Origin of the sequence: Nonomuraea sp. NPDC049725, from assembly GCF_040674795.1 — a bacterium.
Taxonomy (GTDB): Bacteria; Actinomycetota; Actinomycetes; order Streptosporangiales; family Streptosporangiaceae; genus Nonomuraea; species Nonomuraea ceibae.
Window position 1 is genome coordinate 369,574 of sequence record NZ_JBFANJ010000001.1, and the last position, 20,728, is coordinate 390,301.

17 protein-coding genes and 1 pseudogene are annotated in these 20,728 nt (G+C 71.0%); 13 read left to right on the forward strand and 5 right to left on the reverse strand.

Annotated features, from left to right (window positions below):
* The first annotated feature begins 73 nt into the window (after window positions 1-73).
* Window positions 74-964 carry an ABC transporter ATP-binding protein gene (locus tag AB0J53_RS01980; protein WP_364167908.1) on the forward strand — a complete coding sequence of 297 codons (891 nt, stop codon included), beginning with the start codon at window positions 74-76 and terminating at the stop codon, window positions 962-964.
* A complete protein-coding gene (locus AB0J53_RS01985; RefSeq protein ID WP_364167910.1) occupies window positions 961-1,704 on the forward strand; it encodes an ABC transporter permease in 744 nt (247 codons plus the stop codon). Before AB0J53_RS01980 ends, AB0J53_RS01985 begins: the two co-directional genes overlap by 4 nt.
* A 45-nt stretch (window positions 1,705-1,749) precedes the next feature.
* On the opposite strand, the gene proC is transcribed toward AB0J53_RS01985, so the two are convergent.
* Both proC and AB0J53_RS01995 read right to left on the reverse strand, forming a co-directional pair.
* Complete coding sequence (proC, locus tag AB0J53_RS01990) at window positions 1,750-2,544, reverse strand: pyrroline-5-carboxylate reductase (RefSeq protein WP_219509588.1); 795 nt, start codon at window positions 2,542-2,544, stop codon at window positions 1,750-1,752.
* A gap of 19 nt (window positions 2,545-2,563) precedes the next feature.
* Entirely contained in the window at window positions 2,564-3,418 is an 855-nt protein-coding gene (locus tag AB0J53_RS01995; RefSeq protein ID WP_357584717.1) for a proline dehydrogenase family protein, read from the reverse strand.
* A gap of 68 nt (window positions 3,419-3,486) precedes the next feature.
* Here AB0J53_RS01995 and AB0J53_RS02000 point away from each other — a divergent pair, with 68 nt between their 5' ends.
* From AB0J53_RS02000 to AB0J53_RS02035, 8 genes and pseudogenes are all read left to right on the forward strand, one after another.
* A complete protein-coding gene (locus AB0J53_RS02000; protein WP_308125976.1) occupies window positions 3,487-3,936 on the forward strand; it encodes a hypothetical protein in 450 nt (149 codons plus the stop codon).
* Window positions 3,937-4,051: 115 nt separating this feature from the next.
* Entirely contained in the window at window positions 4,052-7,849 is a 3,798-nt protein-coding gene (locus AB0J53_RS02005) for a LamG-like jellyroll fold domain-containing protein (RefSeq protein WP_364167913.1), read from the forward strand.
* Between the two features lie 169 nt (window positions 7,850-8,018).
* Window positions 8,019-9,887 carry a molecular chaperone DnaK gene (gene dnaK / locus AB0J53_RS02010; protein ID WP_219509586.1) on the forward strand — a complete coding sequence of 623 codons (1,869 nt, stop codon included), beginning with the start codon at window positions 8,019-8,021 and terminating at the stop codon, window positions 9,885-9,887.
* Window positions 9,888-9,894: 7 nt separating this feature from the next.
* Window positions 9,895-10,509: a nucleotide exchange factor GrpE gene (gene grpE, locus AB0J53_RS02015; RefSeq protein WP_219509585.1), complete on the forward strand. Its 615-nt coding sequence runs from the start codon at window positions 9,895-9,897 to the stop codon at window positions 10,507-10,509.
* 19 nt (window positions 10,510-10,528) lie between these two features.
* Window positions 10,529-11,707: a molecular chaperone DnaJ gene (gene dnaJ, locus AB0J53_RS02020; RefSeq protein WP_364167915.1), complete on the forward strand. Its 1,179-nt coding sequence runs from the start codon at window positions 10,529-10,531 to the stop codon at window positions 11,705-11,707.
* A gap of 3 nt (window positions 11,708-11,710) precedes the next feature.
* Window positions 11,711-12,013 (forward strand): annotated as a pseudogene (locus AB0J53_RS02025) (helix-turn-helix transcriptional regulator); the annotation flags it as partial.
* 54 nt (window positions 12,014-12,067) lie between these two features.
* Window positions 12,068-14,638 carry an ATP-dependent chaperone ClpB gene (gene clpB, locus AB0J53_RS02030; protein WP_364167917.1) on the forward strand — a complete coding sequence of 857 codons (2,571 nt, stop codon included), beginning with the start codon at window positions 12,068-12,070 and terminating at the stop codon, window positions 14,636-14,638.
* Window positions 14,639-14,857: 219 nt separating this feature from the next.
* Window positions 14,858-15,496, forward strand: coding sequence for a hypothetical protein (locus tag AB0J53_RS02035; RefSeq protein ID WP_364167919.1), 639 nt, complete (start codon window positions 14,858-14,860; stop codon window positions 15,494-15,496).
* A 358-nt stretch (window positions 15,497-15,854) separates the two neighbouring features.
* Here AB0J53_RS02035 and AB0J53_RS02040 read toward each other — a convergent pair whose 3' ends face one another.
* A complete protein-coding gene (locus AB0J53_RS02040; protein ID WP_308125975.1) occupies window positions 15,855-16,385 on the reverse strand; it encodes a tetratricopeptide repeat protein in 531 nt (176 codons plus the stop codon).
* Between the two features lie 180 nt (window positions 16,386-16,565).
* Here AB0J53_RS02040 and AB0J53_RS02045 point away from each other — a divergent pair, with 180 nt between their 5' ends.
* Window positions 16,566-16,844, forward strand: a complete 279-nt coding sequence (locus tag AB0J53_RS02045; protein WP_364167921.1) for a hypothetical protein — start codon at window positions 16,566-16,568, stop codon at window positions 16,842-16,844.
* Window positions 16,845-16,848: 4 nt separating this feature from the next.
* Here AB0J53_RS02045 and AB0J53_RS02050 read toward each other — a convergent pair whose 3' ends face one another.
* Complete coding sequence (locus AB0J53_RS02050; protein WP_308125974.1) at window positions 16,849-17,511, reverse strand: TetR family transcriptional regulator; 663 nt, start codon at window positions 17,509-17,511, stop codon at window positions 16,849-16,851.
* A 69-nt stretch (window positions 17,512-17,580) separates the two neighbouring features.
* Window positions 17,581-18,657 carry a CapA family protein gene (locus AB0J53_RS02055; RefSeq protein WP_364167923.1) on the reverse strand — a complete coding sequence of 359 codons (1,077 nt, stop codon included), beginning with the start codon at window positions 18,655-18,657 and terminating at the stop codon, window positions 17,581-17,583.
* Window positions 18,658-18,819: 162 nt separating this feature from the next.
* On the opposite strand from AB0J53_RS02055, the gene AB0J53_RS02060 reads away from it, so the two are divergent.
* Window positions 18,820-19,224 carry a Fur family transcriptional regulator gene (locus tag AB0J53_RS02060; protein WP_219509579.1) on the forward strand — a complete coding sequence of 135 codons (405 nt, stop codon included), beginning with the start codon at window positions 18,820-18,822 and terminating at the stop codon, window positions 19,222-19,224.
* A gap of 23 nt (window positions 19,225-19,247) precedes the next feature.
* Window positions 19,248-20,696, forward strand: coding sequence for a catalase (locus AB0J53_RS02065; protein ID WP_219509578.1), 1,449 nt, complete (start codon window positions 19,248-19,250; stop codon window positions 20,694-20,696).
* Window positions 20,697-20,728: the final 32 nt, after the last annotated feature.

The window sequence follows — 20,728 nt, forward strand, 5'->3', positions numbered from 1 at the left end:
CTCCTACCGGCCCGCCCGCAGGACTGTCCCGCAGCAGGAAGATTCGGCCCGCGCCGCCGATCATCCTGAACATATGACCGCGATTCGGGCAACGAACCTGAGCAAGCATTACGGGAAGACCGCGGCCGTGACCGACCTGTCCTTCGACGTCGAGCCCGGCCAGGTGACCGGCTTCCTCGGCCCGAACGGCGCCGGGAAGTCGACCACCATGCGCATGATCCTCGGACTCGACCGCCCCACCGGCGGCGGCGTGCTCGTGGACGGCAAGCCGTACGGGGAGCTCAGGCACCCGCTGCGCAAGGTGGGCGCGCTGCTGGACGCCAAGGCGGTGCACGGCGGGCGCAGCGCCCGCAACCACCTGCTGGCCATCGCGCAGAGCAACGCGATCCCGGCCGCCCGGGTCGAGGAGGTGCTGGAGCTGGTCGGCCTGAGCACGGTGGCCAAGCGGCGCATCGGCGGCTTCTCGCTCGGCATGTCGCAGCGCCTCGGCATCGCCGCCGCGCTGCTCGGCGACCCGGAGATCCTGCTGTTCGACGAGCCGGTCAACGGCCTGGACCCGGACGGCATCCTGTGGATCCGCACACTGATGCGCAAGCTGGCCGCCGACGGGCGCGCGGTGTTCGTCTCCAGCCACCTGATGAGCGAGATGGCACAGACCGCCGACCACCTGGTGGTGATCGGCAAGGGCCGGCTGATCGCCGACACGAGCGTGCAGGAGTTCATCGGCCGCAGCTCCCAGGGGTACGTGCGCGTACGGTCGCCGCGCCTGGCCGAGGTCGCCGAGCTGATCAAGGGCGCCGAGCTGCACCAGGACCACCTGCGGGTGACCGGGATGGAGCCGCTGGAGATCGGCACCGCGACCGCGCGGGCCGGACTGCCGCTGGAGGAGCTGACGTTCGTGCGGCCCTCGCTGGAGGCCGCGTACATGGAGCTGACCAAGGACAGCCTGGAGTTCTCGTCATGATGGACGTCATCAGGTCCGAATGGACCAAGATCCGCTCGGTGCGCTCCACGATGTGGACGCTGGCCTGCGCCGGGCTGCTGCTGATCGGGTTCAGCATCCTGCTGACCGTGTCGATCGCCAACTCGGCGGGCGAGCCGCCCACGGGGATCGAGGCCGCCAGGGTCACCCTGTCGGGCACGCTGTTCGCGCAGCTCGCGCTCGCCACGTTCGGGGTGCTGGTGATCTCGAGCGAGTATCGGACGGGATCCATCAGGACGACGTTCATGGCCGTGCCGCAGCGGCTGCGGGTGCTGTCGGCGAAGATCGTCGTGTTCACCGTAGTGACGCTGGTGGTCTCGGCCGTCTCCGCCCTGGCGGCGTTCCTGGTGGGCGGACCGCTCATCCTCGGGACGGCGGCGCTGGGGGACCCGGGCGTCGCGCAGGTGGTGATCGGCACCTCGCTCTACCTGACCGCGAGCGGGCTGTTCGGGCTGGCCCTGGGCGCGCTGATCCGGCACACGCCGGGCGCCGTCGTGTCGGTGATCGCGCTGATCCTGGTGCTGCCGCAGGTCACGTCCATGCTGCCGGGCGACCTGGGCAGGACCGTGCACCACCACTTCACCTCGAACGCCGGCCTGCAGGTGATAGCGCCGAACCCGGACAACCCGCTGGGCCCGTGGTCCGGCTACGGCGTCTATCTCGCCTGGATCGCGGTCACGCTGGTCGTGGCGGCCGTGCTGATGAGGCGGCGCGACGCCTGACCCCATGACTCGCCGGCTGGGGACGACCGTGTCGAGGCGGTCTCCTCAGCCGGCGGCGAGCTCGCGGCCCCGGTCGCGGGCCGCCTCGATCGCGGCCAGGAAGGCGGCGCGCACACTGTGGCGCTCCAGCTCGGCGATGGCGGCGATCGTGGTGCCGCCCGGCGAGGTGACCGCCTCGCGCAGAATCACCGGGTGCTCGCCCGAGTCGCGCAGCATGACGGCCGCCCCGACGATCGACTGGGTGACCATGTCGAGCGCGGCGGCGCGCGGCATGCCGAGCAGGATGCCCGCGTCGACCATGGCCTCGACCAGGTAGAAGAAGTAGGCGGGCCCGCTGCCCGACAGCGCGGTCGCGGCGTCCTGCTGCGACTCGGGGATGCGCAGCACCTTGCCGACCGGCCTGAGCAGGTCCTCGGTGAGCCTGAGGTGCTCCTCGCCGGCGTGGGACCCGGCCGAGATCACGCTCATCGCCTCGTCGAAGCGGATGGGCGTGTTGGACATGACCCGGACCACCGGCGCGTCGACGCCGAGGCGCTGCTCGACGAAGGCCGTGGTGATGCCGGCGGCGGCGGTGATGACCAGCCGGTCGGCGGGCACGCAGGGGGCGATCTCGGCCAGCAGCGCCGCCATGTCCTGCGGCTTGACCGCGAGGATGAGCGTGTCGGCGGACTTGGCGGCCTCGGTGTTGGACACCGTGCGGACCCCGTAGGTCTCGCGCAGCGCCTGGGCGCGCTCGGCGCGGCGCGCGGTGGCCAGCACGTCGCCGGGCTTGAACCCCGCCCGCAGCAGCCCGGACAGCAGCGCCTCGCCCATCTTGCCGGTGCCGAGAATCGCAATCATGTGCGCAGCCTACCGGCGGCTATCGGCGTGACAGCAGCGTGCGCGCGAAGAAGGCGGGGCGCTCGGCGAGGCGGCGCATCAGGTACGGATACCAGCCGGCGCCGTAGGGGACGTGGACGCGCACCCGCGCGCCCTGCCCGGCCAGGCGCCGCTGCTCGTCGGGGCGGACCCCGTACAGCATCTGGTATTCGAACCCGGCGGGTTCGAGCCCTTCGAGGACGGCCAGGGCGGCCGTGACGCGCAGCAGCCGGGGGTCGTGGGTGGCGATCATCGGGTAGCCGGCGCCGGACATCAGCACCCGCAGGCAGCGCGCGAAGGCGCGGTCGACCTCGGCGGGCGCGGTGCGGGGGCCCTTGACGAGCCGGACGCGGGCGCCGTCGAGGCGGGCGCAGCGCTCGGCGGAGCCGGGCTCGCCGGCGCGCACCACGACGCCAACGGCGGGGTGCTCCTTGCGCAGGGTGGCGTGGATGGAGTGCAGGCCGGTGGCGGCGCCGGGCCCGCTCGCGTCGAGCGTGAGCGTGACGCCGCGCTCGGCGGCGCTCTCGCAGAGGGTGGCCGCGTTGTCGAGCGCGAGCTGCTCCGACAGGCGCAGCCCGAGCGCGGTGAGGTCGACCGACACGTCGGCGTCGGCGGGCAGGCTCTCGACGAGCCGCTGGTGCGCCAGGACGTTGCCCTCGGCCTCGGCCCGGTCGCCGGCCTCGGCGACGAGGCTGCCGACGGTGACGAGCAGGCCCCTGCGGGTCAGCTCCGTCACGGCGGCCCCGACGTCGTCGGCGACGTAACGCCTGACCATGGTGCCGGTGAGCGGCGAGGCGGACACGACGCGCTCGGCGCGGTCGCTCCGGGATGCGGCGAGCAGGGCCTGACGAAGCACGCCACAACCCTAGCTTCGCCGACGCTGAACCGGTGGCCGATCTGATCCGTCGTAGAGGTATGCGCACTGTGACGACGACTCTCGTGGCCGGATGCCTGCTGCTCGCGACCGGGTGCGGCTCGGCCACGCCGCAGGAGCGGCCGCTGTCCAAGGCGCCCGGCGCGCCCGTGACCAGCGCCTCGGTGGCCACGACCACGCCGCCCGACGCCAAGCCCAAGCCGGTCAAGCCGACCGGCGACGCGCTCAACACGCGCAAGGTCCGCTGGACGAAGGCCAAGGCGGTGTCCAAGGGCCACAAGGTGCAGCTCAGGTGGTGGTCGGGCGTGGAGCCCTGCACGGTCCTGGACCGCGTCAAGGTCAAGGAGACGAGGAAGCGGGTCACGATCACGCTGTACGAGGGCACCTCGCCCAAGGCGAAGGGCGTGTCCTGCATCATGATGGCCGTGGAGAAGACGACCACGGTCAAGCTCAAGGCCCCTGTCGGCAAGCGGAAGATCGTGGACGGCGCCAAATCCTGATATGTCCACATGCGGACAACCCCAGTGACATTTGATCGATTTGTTGCGATACATCGATCAAGGCACCTAAGGCGCGGGGGCGCCCCGGTGAAGGTGTGCGTGACTGGGGGAACCCGTGAAGCGGCTCGCTCGTGCCCTGCTGCCCGTCATCCTCATGACCACCGGACTGATCGGGCTGACCGCGCCGCCCGCGCAGGCCCTGCCGGAACGCTTCGAGAAACAGACGATCTTCAGCGGGCTGACCAGCCCCACCAACGTCGAGTTCGCCGCTGACGGGCGGGTGTTCGTGGCCGAGAAGGGCGGCTACGTCAAGGTCTTCGACTCGCTCACGGACACCACGCCCACCGTCTACGCCGACCTGCGCACCAAGGTGCACGACTTCTGGGACCGCGGCCTGCTCGGCCTCGCCCTGCACCCGGACTTCCCGCAGGACCCCCGCGTGTACGTGCTCTACTCCTACGACGCCGAGCCCGGGGGCGGCGCGCCGCGCTGGGGCCAGGCGAACGACGACTTCGACGAGTGCCCCTCGCCGCCCGGCCCGACCGGGGACGGCTGCCGCATCACCGGCCGCCTGTCGGTCATCTCCCCCACCGGCGCCGAGACTCCCCTGATCACCGACTGGTGTCAGCAGTACCCCAGCCACTCCATCGGCGACCTGCAGTTCGGCCCCGACGGCATGCTCTACGCCTCGGCGGGCGACGGGGCCAGCTTCCAGTTCGCCGACTACGGGCAGGACAACCTGCCGGGCTCGGACGTCGTACCGGACAACCCGTGCGGCGACCCGCCGACGGCGGTGGGCACCTCGCCCACCCCGCCCGCGGCCGAGGGCGGCGCGCTGCGCTCCCAGGACGTGCGCACCGGCGGCGACCCGGCCACGCTGGCCGGCAGCATCATCCGCATCGACCCCGACACCGGCGCCGCCGCCCCCGGCAACCCGAACGCCGGCGCCGCCGACCCGAACGTGGCCAGGATCGTCGCCCACGGCCTGCGCAACCCGTTCCGCATCACCAACCGGCCGGGCACCGGCGAGATCTGGGCGGGCGAGGTCGGTTGGGGCTCCTTCGAGGAGATCAACCGCGTGGCCGACCCCACGGGCGGCGTGGCCAACTTCGGCTGGCCCTGCTACGAGGGCGCGCCCCGCGAGGACGGCTACGACGCGCTCAACCTGACCCTGTGCGAGAACCTGTACGCCGAGGGCGCGGCGGCCCACGCCAAGCCGCACTTCGCCTGGAACCACGGCCAGCGCCTCTACCCGGGCGACCCGTGCGCCCCCGGCGGCCAGTCGTCCTCCAGCGGCGTCGCCTTCTACCCGGGCGGGCCCTACCCGCAGGCGTACGACGGCGCGCTGTTCTTCTCCGACTACAGCCGCAGGTGCGTCTGGGTGATGACCGAGGGCGCGAACGGGCTGCCGGACCCGGCGACGGTGACCGCGTTCGACACCGGGATCGGCACGGTCGAGCTGGAGAGCGGGCCGAACGGCGACCTGTTCGCCGTCGACCACGACGGCGGCGCGGTCGTGCGCTACATCTACGACAACGCCCCGCCCACCGCGGTGATCGACGCGACGCCCACCTCCGGCGCGGCCCCGCTGGCCGTGACGTTCTCCGGCACGGGCTCCAGCGACGCCGACGGCGACCCGCTCACCTACGCGTGGGACCTCGACGGCGACGGCGAGCTGGACGACTCGACCTCCGCCACCCCGTCCCGCACCTACGCGCAGAACGGGTCCTACCAGGTCAGGTTACGGGTGAACGACGGCAAGGGCGGGCAGGGCGACGCCACCGTCACCATCAACGTCGGCAACAGCGCGCCCACGGCCGCCATCACCACCCCGGCGGCCACCACGACCTGGGCGGTCGGCGACACGATCGGCTTCTCGGGCGCCGGGACCGACGCCGAGGACGGCGCGATCCCCGGCTCCCGCATGACCTGGACGCTGATCATGCACCACTGCCCCGGCGCCTGCCACGAGCACGAGATCACCCGCTACACCGGCGCGTCCGGCTCCTTCCAGGCCCCCGACCACGAGTATCCGTCGCATCTGGAGCTGCGGCTCACCGTCGCGGACGGGCACGGCCTGACCGACACCGCGAGCGTCCTGCTCCAGCCCAGGACCGTCGAGCTGACCTTCAGGACGGACCCGCCTGGGCTGCGGATCGGGTTCAACCAGGAGCAGACGATCGCGCCGTTCACCCGGACCGTGATCGCCGGGTCCAGCAACTCCGTCACCGCGCCGTCACCGCAGGGCGACCAGGTGTTCGACGCCTGGTCCGACGGCGGCGCGGCCACGCACAACGTCACCGCCCCGGCGTCGGCGGCCACCTACACGGCGACGTTCGAGACCTCGCACTCCCCGGCGGGCCTGGTGGCCGCGTACGCGATGAACGAGGGCTCGGGCACCGCCGTCGGCGACGCCTCCCCGGCCGGCAACCCCGGCACGGCGGCGAACACGACCTGGGCGGCGACCGGCAAGTTCGGCAGGGCGCTGGCCTTCGACGGCTCGTCGAGCTGGGTCACGGTCGCCGACTCGGCCAGCCTGCGCCTCACCACCGGCATGACGCTGGAGGCCTGGATCAGGCCGGAGACGGTGACGAGCTGGCGGACGGTCGTCATGAAGCAGTACGGGACCGACCTGGCCTACACGCTGTCGGCCGGCAGCTACACCGACCGGCCGCACGCCGTCATCCACACCACCGGCGAGGTCGGCGCGGGCGGCACGGCCTCGCTCCCGCTGAACGCCTGGAGCCACCTGGCCGCCACCTACGACGGCGCCACGCTGCGCCTGTACGTCAACGGCACGCAGGTCGCCGAGCGCGCCGCGGGCGGCCCGATCCGCACCGACGGCGGCGTGCTGCGCATCGGCGGCAACAGCCTGTGGGGCGAGTTCTTCGACGGCCTCATCGACGAGGTCAGGATCTACGACCGGGCACTCACCCCGGCCCAGATCCAGCTCGACATGACCACCCCGATCGGCGCCGCGCCCGAGCCGGACACCACGCCGCCGAGCACCCCCGGCTCCCTCGCCGCCACCGGCGGACCCGGCCACGCCCAGCTCGCCTGGACCGCGTCCACGGACGACAGGGGCGTGGAGGGCTACACCGTCCACCGTTCCGCCACCTCCGGCTTCACCCCCTCGGGAGCCAACCAGGTCGGCTCGTCGCAGACCACCGCGTTCACCGACCCGGGGCTGGCCGAGGGCACGTACTACTACCGCGTGGTGGCCTTCGACGCGGCGGGCAACACCAGCACGCCGTCCGCCGAGGACCCGGCCGCCGTCACCGCGCCGCCCAGCAGCCAGGGCCTGGTGGCGGCGCTCGGCATGAACGAGGGCGCCGGGACCACCACGGCCGACTCCTCCGGCCTGGGCAACGCCGGCACGCTGAAGGACGCGACCTGGACGGCCTCCGGCAGGTACGGCCAGGCGCTGTCGTTCAACGGCTCGTCGAGCTGGGTCACGGTCGCCGACTCGCCCGGCCTGCGCCTCACCACCGGCATGACGCTGGAAGCCTGGGTCAAGCCGTCGACCGTGACGAGCTGGCGTACGGTGATCATGAAGGAGTACGCGGGCAACCTGGCGTACGTCCTGTCGGCAGGGAGCTACACCGACCGGCCGCACGCCGTCATCCACACCACCGGCGAGGTCGGCGCGGGCGGCACGGCCTCGCTGCCGCTGAACACCTGGAGCCATCTGGCCGCCACCTACGACGGCGCCACGCTGCGCCTGTACGTCAACGGCACGCAGGTGAGCCAGCAGGCCGCCGGAGGGCCGATCCGCACCGACGGAGGAGCCCTGCGCATCGGCGGCAACAGCCTGTGGGGCGAGCACTTCGACGGCCTGATCGACGAGGTCCGCGTCTACAGCGAGCCCCTGACCGCCGCCCGGATCCAGTCGGACATGAACACGCCCGTCTGAGCCCTCGAGCCGTCTCCCGGGAGTCCCCTCCTCGCCCCCTCTCCCGGGAGACTCGGGGGCTTTTCGCGCACCGGGGGTTGAGCCGAGTAGGCTCAAGTCGTTTGACAAAGACGGCACATATTCGTAGGTTGAGTCCAACCAACTCAACTTTGACCACAAGGACGTACTCATGGCACGTGCGGTAGGTATCGACCTTGGGACGACCAACTCCGTCGTCTCGATCCTCGAGGGCGGTGAGCCCACCGTCATCGCCAACGCGCAGGGCTCGCGGACCACGCCGTCCGTGGTCGCCTTCGCGAAGAACGGCGAGGTCCTGGTCGGCGAGGTCGCCAAGCGGCAGGCCGTCACCAACGTGGACCGGACGATCCGCTCGGTCAAGCGCGAGATCGGCACCAACTGGTCCCAGGAGATCGACGGCAAGAAGTTCTCCCCGCAGCAGATCAGCGCCTTCGTGCTGCAGAAGCTCAAGCAGGACGCCGAGGCCTACCTGGGCGAGAAGATCACCGACGCGGTGGTCACCGTCCCGGCCTACTTCAACGACGCCCAGCGCCAGGCCACCAAGGAGGCCGGCACCGTCGCGGGCCTCAACGTGCTGCGCATCATCAACGAGCCGACCGCGGCCGCCCTGGCCTACGGGCTCGACAAGGAGGAGGACCAGACGATCCTGGTCTTCGACCTCGGCGGCGGCACCTTCGACGTGTCCCTGCTCGACGTCGGCCAGGAGGACGGCCACGGCTTCGTCGAGGTCAAGGCCACCTCGGGCGACAACCACCTCGGTGGTGACGACTGGGACCAGCGCGTCGTCGACGAGCTCGTCAAGCGCTTCCAGAACGCCCACGGCGTCGACCTGGCCAAGGACAAGATGGCGCTCCAGCGTCTGCGCGAGGCGGCCGAGAAGGCCAAGATCGAGCTGTCCAGCCAGTCCGAGACCAACATCAACCTGCCCTACATCACGGCCTCCTCCGAGGGCCCGCTGCACCTGGACGAGAAGCTCACCCGCAGCGAGTTCCAGCGGCTGACCGCCGACCTGCTCGAGCGGACCAAGGGCCCGTTCAACCAGGTCATCAAGGACGCCGGCATCAAGGTCTCCGACATCGCCCACGTGGTGCTCGTCGGCGGCTCGACCCGCATGCCCGCCGTCTCCGAGCTCGTCAAGGAGCTGACCGGCGGCAAGGAGCCCAACAAGGGCGTCAACCCGGACGAGGTCGTCGCCATCGGTGCCGCCCTGCAGGCCGGCGTGCTCAAGGGCGAGGTCAAGGACGTCCTGCTGCTCGACGTGACCCCGCTGTCGCTGGGCATCGAGACCAAGGGCGGGATCTTCACCAAGATCATCGAGCGCAACACCACGATCCCGACCAAGCGCTCCGAGGTCTTCACCACGGCCGAGGACAACCAGCCGTCGGTGCAGATCCAGGTCTACCAGGGCGAGCGCGAGATCGCTTCCTACAACAAGAAGCTGGCCACGTTCGAGCTGACCGGCATCGCCCCGGCGCCGCGCGGCATCCCGCAGATCGAGGTCACCTTCGACATCGACGCCAACGGCATCGTCAACGTCTCCGCCAAGGACCTGGGCACGGGCAAGGAGCAGACGATGACGATCACCGGCGGCTCCGCGCTGCCGAAGGACGACATCGAGCGGATGATGCGCGAGGCCGAGTCCTACGCCGAGGAGGACAAGAAGCGCCGCGAGGAGGCCGAGGTCCGCAACAACGCCGACGGCCTGGCCTACCAGACGGAGAAGTTCCTCCGCGAGAACGACGACAAGGTCCCCGGCGACATCAAGACCGAGGTCAACGACGCGCTCGCCGAGCTGAAGAAGGCTCTGGAGGGCACCGACACCGACGTCATCCGCACCTCGGCCGAGAAGCTCGCCACGGTCAGCCAGAAGATGGGTTCGGCGATCTACGCCCAGGGCCAGCAGGCCGCCGGCGGTGAGGGCGCCCCGCAGGACGCCTCCGCCCCTGGTCAGGAGCAGAAGGCCGACGAAGACGTCGTCGAGGCCGAGATCGTGGACGACGAGCCGAAGAAGGACAAGTGATCAAGTGATGCCGCCGCGTGACAACGGGCACGATGAGCCGGTGATCCGCGACAATCGCAAGATCGACCCGGAGACCGGGGAGGTGCGGACGCAGGCCGAGGAGACCGAGGAGGCCGAGCAGCCGCCCGCGCCGGCCGCCGGAAGCGCCGCGGACGGCGCCGTCGACGGCGAGCTGCAGGCGCAGCTCGCCGAGCGGACCGCCGACCTCCAGCGTCTTCAGGCCGAATACACCAACTACCGCCGCCGGGTGGAGCGCGACCGCGTCGCGGTCCGCGAGCTGGCCGTGGCGGGAGTGCTCACCGAGCTGCTGCCCGTGCTCGACGACATCGGCCGGGCCCGCGACCACGGCGAGCTCACCGGAGGCTTCGCGAAGGTGGCAGAGTCTCTGGAATCGGTGCTCACCAAGCTCGGCCTCAGCCCCTACGGCCAGAAGGGCGACCCCTTCGACCCGACGGTGCACGAGGCCCTGATGCACAGCTACTCGCCGGAGGTGACCGAGCCGACCGCCGTCGAGGTGCTGCAGCTCGGCTACCGCATGGGCGAGCGGGTGCTGCGCCCCGCGCGGGTCGCGGTCGCCGAGCCCGGGGACGCCCCCTCGGCGTCCGATGACGAAGACAACTGACGAGGACGAAGGGCGTTAGATGAGCACCAAGGACTACCTGGAGAAGGACTACTACGCCGTCCTTGGTGTGCCCAAGTCCGCCAGCGCCGAAGACATCAAGAAGGCCTATCGCAAGCTGGCCCGCCAGTATCACCCCGACACCAACCAGGGTGACCCGTCCAAGGAGACCAAGTTCAAGGAGGTCTCCGAGGCGTACGACATCCTGTCCGACAGCAAGCGCCGCAAGGAGTACGACGACGCGCGCACGCTGTTCGGGTCGGGGGTGGGCGGCCAGCGCGCGGGCGGCGGCTTCCCGTTCGACTTCGGCGACCTGTTCGGCGGGACGGCCGGGCAGCAGCAGCCCGGCCAGGGCGCCGGGGAGCGCTTCAGCGACCTGTTCGGCGGCCTGTTCAACCGGGGCGGCGCGGGCACCCGCAGCACCGGCGCGACCAGGCCGCGGCGTGGGCAGGACATCGAGTCCGAGGTCACGCTCTCGTTCACCGAGGCGGTCGAGGGCACCACGGTCTCGCTCCGGCTGACCAGCTCGGCGGCGTGCACCGGGTGCAGCGGCACGGGGGCCAAGGCCGGCACCACCCCGCGGGTCTGCCCGACCTGCGAGGGCACCGGCGCGGCAAGCCGCAACCTGGGCAACTTCGCCTTCTCCGAGCCCTGCCGCGACTGCAAGGGCCGCGGCCTCCTCGTGGACGACCCCTGCCCCGTGTGCGAAGGCAGCGGCCGGGCCAAGAGCACCCGCACGATCCAGGCGCGCATCCCCGCGGGGGTCGCCGACGGGCAGCGGGTCAAGCTCAAGGGCAAGGGCGCACCGGGCGAGAACGGCGGCCCGGCGGGCGACCTGTACATCCAGACGCACATCAAGCCGCACGCCGTGTTCGGCAGGTCGGGCGACAACCTGACCATCACCGTGCCGGTGACGTTCACCGAGGCCGCTCTGGGCGCCGAGATCAAGGTGCCCATCCTCAAGGGCATGCCCGTCACGCTGCGCATCCCGCCGGGCACGCCCAACGGGCGCACGTTCCGGGTCCGCGGCCGGGGCGCCGCCCGCAAGGACGGCACCAAGGGAGACCTGCTCGCCAGCGTCGAGGTCGTCGTGCCCAAGACGCTGGACGACAAGTCACGCGAACTCCTGACGGAGTTCAACACCGCGACCGCGGCCGAGGACCCGCGGGCTGATCTCATACAGAGAGCCAGAAGCGAGTAGCCGATGGACGCCAACTATTTCGATCTCTCAGACGACACACCCGTCTACGTGATCTCGGTGGCCGCGCAGCTGTCGGGGCTGCACCCGCAGACCCTGCGGCAGTACGACCGGCTCGGGCTCGTGTGCCCGGGCCGCACCGCGGGGCGCGGCCGCCTCTACTCCACACGCGACATCGTCCAGCTGCGCGAGGTCCAGCGGCTCTCCCAGGAGGAGGGCATCAACCTCGCCGGCATCAAGCGGATCCTGGAGCTGGAGAACGAAGCGCTGCGACTGCGCGAGGAGGTTCACCGGCTGCGCGCCGAGATGCAGATGGTCAGGGCGCTGATCCGCTACGAGCTGCCACCGGGGGCCTAGAAAGCAATGGACTACAAGCTCACCCAGAAGAGCCAGGAGGCTCTCGCGGGTGCCATGAGGCGCGCCGCCGCCGAGGGCAACCCCGAGATCGCCCCGGCTCACCTGCTCACCACGCTGCTCGGCCAGACGGGCGGCACCGCCGTGCCGCTGCTCGACGTCGTCGGCGCCGACTGGCGCACGCTGCGCGCCAAGGCGGAGGAGCAGCTCGCGACGCTGCCCAAGGCGCAGGGCGCCACCGTCGGCGCCCCGTCGAGCTCCCGTCACCTCCTCAAGGTGATGAACACCGCCGCCCAGCACGCCAACCGTCTCGAAGACCTCTACGTCTCCACCGAGCACCTGCTCGTCGGCCTCGCGGCCGACGGCGGCCCGGTCGCCGACCTGCTCAAGGCGCAGGGCGCGACCCCGCAGGCGCTGCTCGACGCGTTCGAGAAGGTACGGGGCAACGCCCGCGTCACCAGCGAGACCCCCGAGGACACCTACCAGGCGCTGCAGAAGTACGGCGTCGACCTGACCGAGCGCGCCCGCGCGGGCAAGCTCGACCCGGTCATCGGCCGCGACTCCGAGATCCGCCGCGTCGTCCAGGTGCTCAGCCGCCGCACCAAGAACAACCCGGTGCTGATCGGCGAGCCCGGCGTCGGCAAGACCGCCGTCGTCGAGGGCCTGGCCCAGCGCATCGTGGCCGGCGACGTGCCCGAGTCGCTGCGCAACAAGCGGCTCATCTCGCTCGACCTGGGCGCGATGGTGGCCGGCGCCAAGTACCGGGGCGAGTTCGAGGAGCGGCTCAAGGCCGTGCTCTCCGAGATCAAGGAGAGCGAGGGGCAGATCGTCACGTTCATCGACGAGCTGCACACCGTCGTCGGCGCGGGGGCCGCCGAGGGCGCCATGGACGCGGGCAACATGCTCAAGCCGATGCTGGCCCGCGGCGAGCTGCGCATGATCGGCGCCACGACGCTCGACGAATACCGCGAGCGCATCGAGAAGGACCCGGCGCTGGAGCGGCGCTTCCAGCAGGTCTACGTGGGCGAGCCCACGGTCGAGGACACGATCGCGATCCTGCGCGGCCTCAAGGGCCGCTACGAGGGCCACCACCAGGTCCAGATCGCCGACGGCGCCCTCGTGGCCGCCGCCGCGCTGTCCGACCGCTACATCACCAACCGCTTCCTGCCCGACAAGGCCATCGACCTGGTCGACGAGGCCGCCTCGCGGCTGCGCATGGAGATCGACTCCCGCCCGGTGGAGATCGACCAGCTCCAGCGCAACGTCGACCGGATGAAGATGGAGGAGCTCGCGCTCTCCAAGGAGACCGACGACGCCTCCGTACAGCGCCTCGAACGGCTCCGCCAGGAGCTCGCCGACCGCCAGGAGGAGCTCAACGCGCTCGTCGGCCGCTGGGAGAACGAGAAGGCCGGCCTCAACAAGGTCGGCGAGCTGAAGAAGCAGCTCGACGAGGCGCGCGGCACCGCCGAGCGGGCCCAGCGCGACGGCGACTTCGAGACCGCTTCCAAGATCATGTACGCCGAGGTGCCCCGGCTGGAGCAGGCCATCAAGGCTGCCTCCGAGGCCGCGCCGCCCGACAACGCCATGGTCAAGGAGGAGGTCGGGGCCGACGACATCGCCGAGGTGATCTCGTCCTGGACCGGCATCCCGGCGGGCCGCCTGCTGGAGGCGGAGACGGCCAAGCTGCTCCGGATGGAGGAAGAGCTGGGCCGGCGCCTGATCGGCCAGCAGCAGGCCGTACAGGCCGTCTCCGACGCCGTCAGGCGCAGCCGGGCCGGCATCGCCGACCCCGACAGGCCGACGGGCTCGTTCCTGTTCCTCGGGCCGACCGGCGTCGGCAAGACCGAGCTGGCCAAGGCGCTGGCCGAGTTCCTGTTCGACGACGAGCGGGCGATGACCCGCATCGACATGAGCGAGTACGCCGAGAAGCACAGCGTCGCCCGGCTCGTCGGCGCGCCTCCCGGCTACGTCGGCTACGAGGAGGGCGGCCAGCTCACCGAGACCGTCCGGCGGCGCCCCTACACGGTGGTGCTGCTCGACGAGGTGGAGAAGGCCCATCCCGAGGTCTTCGACGTGCTGCTCCAGGTGCTCGACGACGGCCGGCTCACCGACGGGCAGGGCCGCACCGTCGACTTCCGCAACACGATCCTGATCCTCACCTCCAACCTGGGCTCGCAGTTCCTCGTCGACCCCCAGCTCGAGAACGGCGCCAAGCGCGAGGCCGTCATGACCGCCGTACGGGCCGCGTTCAAGCCGGAGTTCCTCAACCGGCTCGACGACGTCATCCTGTTCGACGCGCTCGGCTCCGAAGAGCTGACCAGGATCGTCGACCTCCAGGTCGACCGGCTCGCCCGCCGCCTGGCCGACCGCAGGCTCGTCCTGGAGGTCACCCCGGCGGCCCGCGAATGGCTGGCGCTCACCGGCTACGACCCGCTGTACGGCGCCCGGCCGCTGCGCCGGCTCGTCCAGTCGGCCATCGGCGACAAGCTCGCCAGGGCCGTGCTCGCCGGTGACGTCGTCGACGGCGACAAGGTCCTCGTCGATCTCGGCGACGACGAGCTCACCGTCCAGCGCGGCTGACCACAGCCCGCACGCAGCGCCCGGAGGCCGGTCGGCCCCCGGGCGCACGCGTTCCACGCCCCGGTCATCGGCGCCCCGCGTGCGTAAGGATCGGCCCAGCCTTCGGGCAAGCCGCCCACCCCGCGCCGCGGGCCTGGCTAGCTTCAGCGTTCGTCAGATCACCGAGCACGATCAGGGGGACGTGAAATGTCATCTCGGAGCATCCGAAGCATCCTTGCCATGGTCACTCTGACCGCGGGGGTCACCTGGCTGGGGGCGGGCGCCGCCGAGGCTGCCGCTCCGTGCCAAGAGCGGTCGGCGACCGTACGCGCCCAGCGAACCGTCACCACGATGTGCGACGGCGTCACCCGGTTCGGGGTGGACGACCCCACCGGCACCGCCGAGCTCGTCGAGTCCGAGACCTCCCGCCTGGCCCACAGCGCCGCCCGGCTCGCCCAGCGCATCGGCCTGACCGGTCTCGGCTCCGTCCGCGCCATGGGCCTCTCCGACCTCGGCGGCTTCGCCGCCTCCTCCGCCATGCCCGCGCTCTCCCACGGCGTCCCCCTCTCCGGCGCGCTGCCCAGCCTCACCCGGCTGCCCGAAGTGCCGGACCTGCCCAACCTGCCCACCATCCCCGGCATCCGCGACCTGCCCGTCGGCGCCAGCGTCGGCAAGCTGCCCGACCCCGCCAAGGTCGCCGCCGAGGGCTTCAAGGCGCCCCTCAACCTGCCCCAGCCGGTCAACAAGCTCAAGGACGAGCTCGTCAACAAGATGCTGCCGCAGGTCCCGGCGGCCGTCGGCGGCATCAATGACGCCACCCGGCTCCCGGACGCGCACACCTCCCTCACGGGCCTGCTGGACGCCCTCGACCTGAGCTGACCACCGGGCCTGCCTTCCCCGGCCGCCCACCGACCGCACCGGCGCGGCGCCCCGGGAGCACGCCCCCCGCGAACCGTGGCGCGGGCCGCGCCACCCGCCCACGGTTTCCTGAGGGGCCGCGACCCCGCCGTCGCGGCCCCTCAGCACGTACGCGCCCGCCAGGCCCCAACGCAGGACGGCGGGGCAACGAAGGACGGCGGTGTGTCGGCCCCGTCTTACCGGCCCTCGGCCCGTCTTGCCGGGGGTCGGCGGGCAGGGGGCAGCGCGGCGCCGCGCAGGTCGCCCCCGGGAGGCCGCTCGCAGGTGGCCACGGCCGGGGGCGGCTCCCTCCGCACGGAGGGCATCGGCCCCGGCGGGGTCAGGAGATCAGGGCGTCGAGGTCGTCTTCCGGCAGGCCGAGGTCGACCCGGATGCGGTAGCGGGTGCGGAGCATCGCCTTGTGCTCCGGGTCGTCCTCGTCACAGGCCAGCACCGCCTGGGTCACCCATTCGAGCCCGCCCTGGAGGTCACCGTAGGCGACCAGGGTCTCGGCGACGGTGTGGGCGGTGGCCGCCGAGGCGGCTCCTTCGGCGCGGATCGTCTCGATGACCTCCCTGGCCTCGTCGTGCCGGTCGAGCTCGAACAGCGTGTCGGCGATGCCGGCACGCGGGTCGAAGCTGACCTCGCCGCCGTCTTCGAGCGCGCGCTGGAAGCATTCCAGGGCACGCGCGGGCTGCCCGGCGGCTCTCCACTCCTCGGCGGCCTGGACCAGGATGGACGCCCTGGAAACGTCGCCGGTGGAATAGCTGAGCGCCACGTCGTACAGCCGCCTGGCCAGCGAGCTGTGGTCGTCGGCCAGCAGCGCCTGCTCGAGCAGGCGATCAAGGTGCTCACGGGTCACATGCGCCACAACGCGAGACTACCGAGCGCGCTGCGGTTTCGCCCGGTCAATGCGTATCGCGGATGACGATCGGCTATGGCAACGCGTTGGCCAAGGCTGCCCATGCCGTGCGTATCACCGCACGTCAACGGGCAGGTACGGAGTGTGCCTCCGCGACGGAAGGGGCTGACGATGGGCAGGTCCAGGCAGTTGACCTTCACGTTGGCCTGTGCCGTGGTGCTGTCGGCGCTGGTGCCGGGGGTGTCCGGCTACCTGTCGGCCCGGCTGGAGGCGATCGAGTCGGCGGAGCGCAACCTGCGGGCGTTGGAGGCGAGGCTCGACGCCCGGCAGGCGCGTCACGTCCGTCCGGTGTCGTTCCCGGCGCCGTGCGACCTGCCGGGCCGGCGTCCTGACTGGCTGCCGGAGTTGCTGGAAGCGCTGAAGGGTCAGGACCGGCCGGCGGTCGCCGATCGTCCGGGGCACGGCTGACGGGTCAGCCGGCCTGCCGGGCCCAGGAGGCGAGCTGGCGGGACAGGAAGCCGCAGACGAGCTGTTTCGCGGCTTCGATGATCTCCGGTGAGCCGTCGGGGTCGCGGCGGAAGGCGAGCTTGAGCACGGCGTCACCGGCCTCGACGGCGACCAGGACGGCCACGTCGAGCTGGTGGCTGTCGGCCAGCCCGAACTCCTTGAGCAGCAGCCCGCGCAGCCGCCCGGCGATCACGGTGTTGTTGTCGGAGTCGGAGTCGAGCAGGTTGAGGTCGACGACGTCGCCGAAGTGGAGGCTCTTGAAGCCGGCGACGGACCGGTGCATGGAGACGTACTCGTCGATGATCGCCTCGACGGCCTCCCACCAGCCCCGGTAGTCCTCCTCCATGAACCTGCGCCCGACCCTCGTGACGAACTGCTCCACGTTGCGCCGGGTGAGCTCCTGGGTGATGGCGCGCTTGTCGGGGAAGAACTGGTAGACGGAGCCGATCGCGACCCCGGCCCGTTCGGCGATGCGGGTCGTCGACAGGGCCTCGTAGCCGATCTCGTCGAGGAGCTCGGCACAGGCGTCGAGCATCCGCTCGACCCGGCGGGCGCTGCGGCGCTGGGTGGGCTGGCGGCGCAGCGGCTTCGGTGACGCACAGTCATCTTCTGCTAGCGGCGAGGACACAGGAAACATCTTCCCCCCATGGGGCCGATCGTTACCTGCGATTCTGCGGATTTCCTGGGAGCCGGTCCGTCAGCGTTCGGCCGACAGCCCGGCGCAGGAGCGCAGGGCCTTCCAGTCGGCGATGGCGCCGGTCCGCGCGGTGCCGGTCATGGGCACCGGGACGCCGCCCTGGATGGTGGCGGGGGTCCAGGAGTCCTTGAGCACCTTGCGGCCGTTGATCGTCAGCGTGAGCACGCCGGTCCGGCCGGTGGTGGCCGGGTTGGAGTTGTAGAAGACGAAGTTGCCGAGCCCGTAGCTGACGTAGGCGTTGTCCAGGTAGCCGGAGCCGAGCAGGATGTGCGCGTGCCCGCCGACGATCACGTCGGCGCCCGCCTTGATGAGCTTGGGGGCGAGGGAGAGCTGCGCCTGGTTGGGGCACTTCTGCATCTCGGTGCCCCAGTGCAGGTGGACGATCACGGTGTCGGAGTTGCGGCGCGCCTGCCGTACCGCCTTGATCAGGCGGGGCTCGTTCTTCGCGGAGGCCAGCCCGCCCTTGTCCGGCGTGGCCGTCCACGCCTGGATGAACTCGTCGTCGAGCACCTGGGTCGCGCCGATGATCGACACGCGGTTGCCGTTGACGACCTTCCGGTACGGCTTGTACGCCTGGGCCTCGTCGGCGCCGATGCCGACGACGGGGAACTTCGACCGCTTGACGGCGGCCAGCGAGTCCTGGAGGCCGCTGTCCATGTAGTCCATGCCGTGGTTGTTGGCCATCGACGCCACGTCCACGCCGGCGGCCTTGAGCGCGGTGAGCGCGCTGGCCGGGGCGCGGAAGGTGAACTGCTTGCCGGGGGCGGGGGTGCCGCCGGTGGTGATCGCCGTCTCCAGGTTGACCATGGCCAGGTCGGCCTTGCGCAGCACCTTGGCGATGGGGCCGAGGGCGGTGCGGGGGTCGTTCAGCCGCGGTCTGAGGATGCCCTCGAAGTGCACGTCCCCGCCGAAGGCGATGGTGTACGGCTTGCGCTGCGGCTTGGGGGGAGCGGTCGGCTCGGCGGACGTCTTGCCCGCGAGCTGCTCACGTCCGGGGGCGGCGGGTTCGGCTGATGAGCAGGCGACGAGGGACGCGACGACGACGGCTAACGCCGGGAGGACGCGGGGGAGGTTCATCGGTCGCCATTTCCGCTCGATTCAGACTTTCAGGGATGAGCATGCCATGTGCGGATGTTCCCCGCGCGGCTCGGCATCCCAGTCGAGAGCAGACCGTGACCAGCCAAACTGGATTCGTTCTCAAAGTTGAATGATTCAGGTTTAGGGCATAGCCTGAGCCGCATGAGGGACGATGACCTGCTGCGTCAGGCCGGACTCCGCGTCACGGCGGCCCGCCTGGCGATCATGCACACCGTGCGCGCCGGCGACCACCTCGACGTGGACGCCGTCTGCCGCGGGGTGCGCGAGCGCGTGGGTCAGGTGTCCCTCCAGGCCGTCTACGACTCGCTGCACGCGATGCACGGGGCCGGTCTTCTGCGGAAGATCGAGCCGATGGGCAGCCCGGCCCGCTACGAGGCCAGGGTGGGCGACAACCACCATCACCTCGTGTGCCGGCAGTGCGGATCGGTCACGGACGTCGACTGCGTCGCGGGGGCCGCCCCCTGCCTCGACCCGGTCGACTCCGCCGGTTACGTCGTGGACGAAGCCGATGTCACGTTCTGGGGCGTGTGCCCGAGCTGTCAATGATGATGATTCCGGAGGATCACGCTATGCCGACCAGGCCTCTCACCACCGACGACGCGGGCGTTCCCGCGCCGAGCGACGACCATTCGCTCTCCGTCGGCGCGAACGGCCCCCTGCTTCTTCAGGACCACTACCTGATCCAGAAGATGGCGCACTTCAACCGTGAGCGCGTGCCCGAGCGCGTGGTCCACGCCAAGGGCGGCGGCGCGCACGGCCGGCTGCGGATCACCGAGGACGTCAGCCAGTTCACCCGCGCCGGGCTCTTCCAGAAGGGCAAGGAGACGCCGCTCTTCCTGCGCTTCTCCACCGTCGCCGGCGAGCTCGGCAGCGCCGACACCGCCCGCGACCCGCGCGGTTTCGCGATCAAGTTCTACACCGACGAGGGCAACTACGACATCGTCGGCAACAACACGCCGATCTTCTTCATCCGCGACCCGCAGAAGTTCTCCGACTTCATCCACAGCCAGAAGCGGCGCGCCGACAACCACCTGCACGACCACAACATGCAGTGGGACTTCTGGACCCTGCACCCCGAGTCGGCCCACCAGGTGTCGTTCCTCATGACCGACCGCGGCACGCCCGCCTCCTGGCGGCACATGCACGGCTTCGGCTCCCACACCTTCCTGTGGTACAACGCCGCGGGCGAGAAGTTCTGGGTCAAGTATCACTTCAAGACCGACCAGGGCATCCGCAACTTCACCGCCGCCGAGGCCGACGCGCTCGTCGCGACCGACCCCGACTACCACATCCGCGACCTGTACGACTCGATCAAGCGCGGCGACCACCCGTCATGGACGGTCAACGTGCAGATCATGCCGTTCGAGGACGCCGCCGACTACCGGTTCAACCCGTTCGACCTGACCAAGGTGTGGCCGCACAGCGACTACCCCGAGATCACGATCGGCAGCTTCACCCTCGACCGCAACCCGGACAACTACTTCGCCGAGGTCGAGCAGGCGGGCTTCGAGCCGGCCAACCTGGTGCCGGGCATCGGCCCGTCGCCGGACAAGATGCTGCAGGGCCGCCTGTTCTCCTACCCCGACGCGCACCGCTACCGCATCGGGCCCAACTACCTGCAGCTTCCGGTCAACCAGCCGAAGTCGCCGGTCAACTCCTACAACTTCGACGGCCCGATGACGTTCCGGAACCCGCAGGACCCGGTCTACGCGCCCAACAGCTACGGCGGCCCGGCGGCCGACCCGTCGCTGTACGAGGGCTCGCACTACAGCGTCACCGGCGAGATCGTCCGCTCGGCCTACACCAAGCACGCCGAGGACGACGACTTCACCCAGCCGCGCGCGCTGTGGGAGAACGTGCTGTCCGACACCGACCGCGCCCACATGGTGTCCAACATCATCGGCCACGCCTCCAAGCCGGAGGTCACGGGCGAGATGAAGAAGCGGGTCGTGGACTACTGGACCAACGTCCACAAGGACCTCGGCCAGGGCGTCGCCCAGGGCCTCGGCCTGCTCTGACCTGACGAATCCGGCGGCGCGTCCCTCCCGGA

Bases quoted from the DNA above. Each gene is read 5' to 3' on its own strand.
- AB0J53_RS01980 (WP_364167908.1), top strand. From the start codon at position 74: ATGACCGCGATTCGGGCAACGAACCTGAGCAAGCATTACGGGAAGACC.
- AB0J53_RS01985 (WP_364167910.1), top strand. From the start codon at position 961: ATGATGGACGTCATCAGGTCCGAATGGACCAAGATCCGCTCGGTGCGC.
- proC (WP_219509588.1), bottom strand. From the start codon at position 2,544: ATGATTGCGATTCTCGGCACCGGCAAGATGGGCGAGGCGCTGCTGTCC.
- dnaK (WP_219509586.1), top strand. From the start codon at position 8,019: ATGGCACGTGCGGTAGGTATCGACCTTGGGACGACCAACTCCGTCGTC.
- grpE (WP_219509585.1), top strand. From the start codon at position 9,895: ATGCCGCCGCGTGACAACGGGCACGATGAGCCGGTGATCCGCGACAAT.
- dnaJ (WP_364167915.1), top strand. From the start codon at position 10,529: ATGAGCACCAAGGACTACCTGGAGAAGGACTACTACGCCGTCCTTGGT.
- clpB (WP_364167917.1), top strand. From the start codon at position 12,068: ATGGACTACAAGCTCACCCAGAAGAGCCAGGAGGCTCTCGCGGGTGCC.
- AB0J53_RS02035 (WP_364167919.1), top strand. From the start codon at position 14,858: ATGGTCACTCTGACCGCGGGGGTCACCTGGCTGGGGGCGGGCGCCGCC.
- AB0J53_RS02055 (WP_364167923.1), bottom strand. From the start codon at position 18,657: ATGAACCTCCCCCGCGTCCTCCCGGCGTTAGCCGTCGTCGTCGCGTCC.
- AB0J53_RS02060 (WP_219509579.1), top strand. From the start codon at position 18,820: ATGAGGGACGATGACCTGCTGCGTCAGGCCGGACTCCGCGTCACGGCG.
- AB0J53_RS02065 (WP_219509578.1), top strand. From the start codon at position 19,248: ATGCCGACCAGGCCTCTCACCACCGACGACGCGGGCGTTCCCGCGCCG.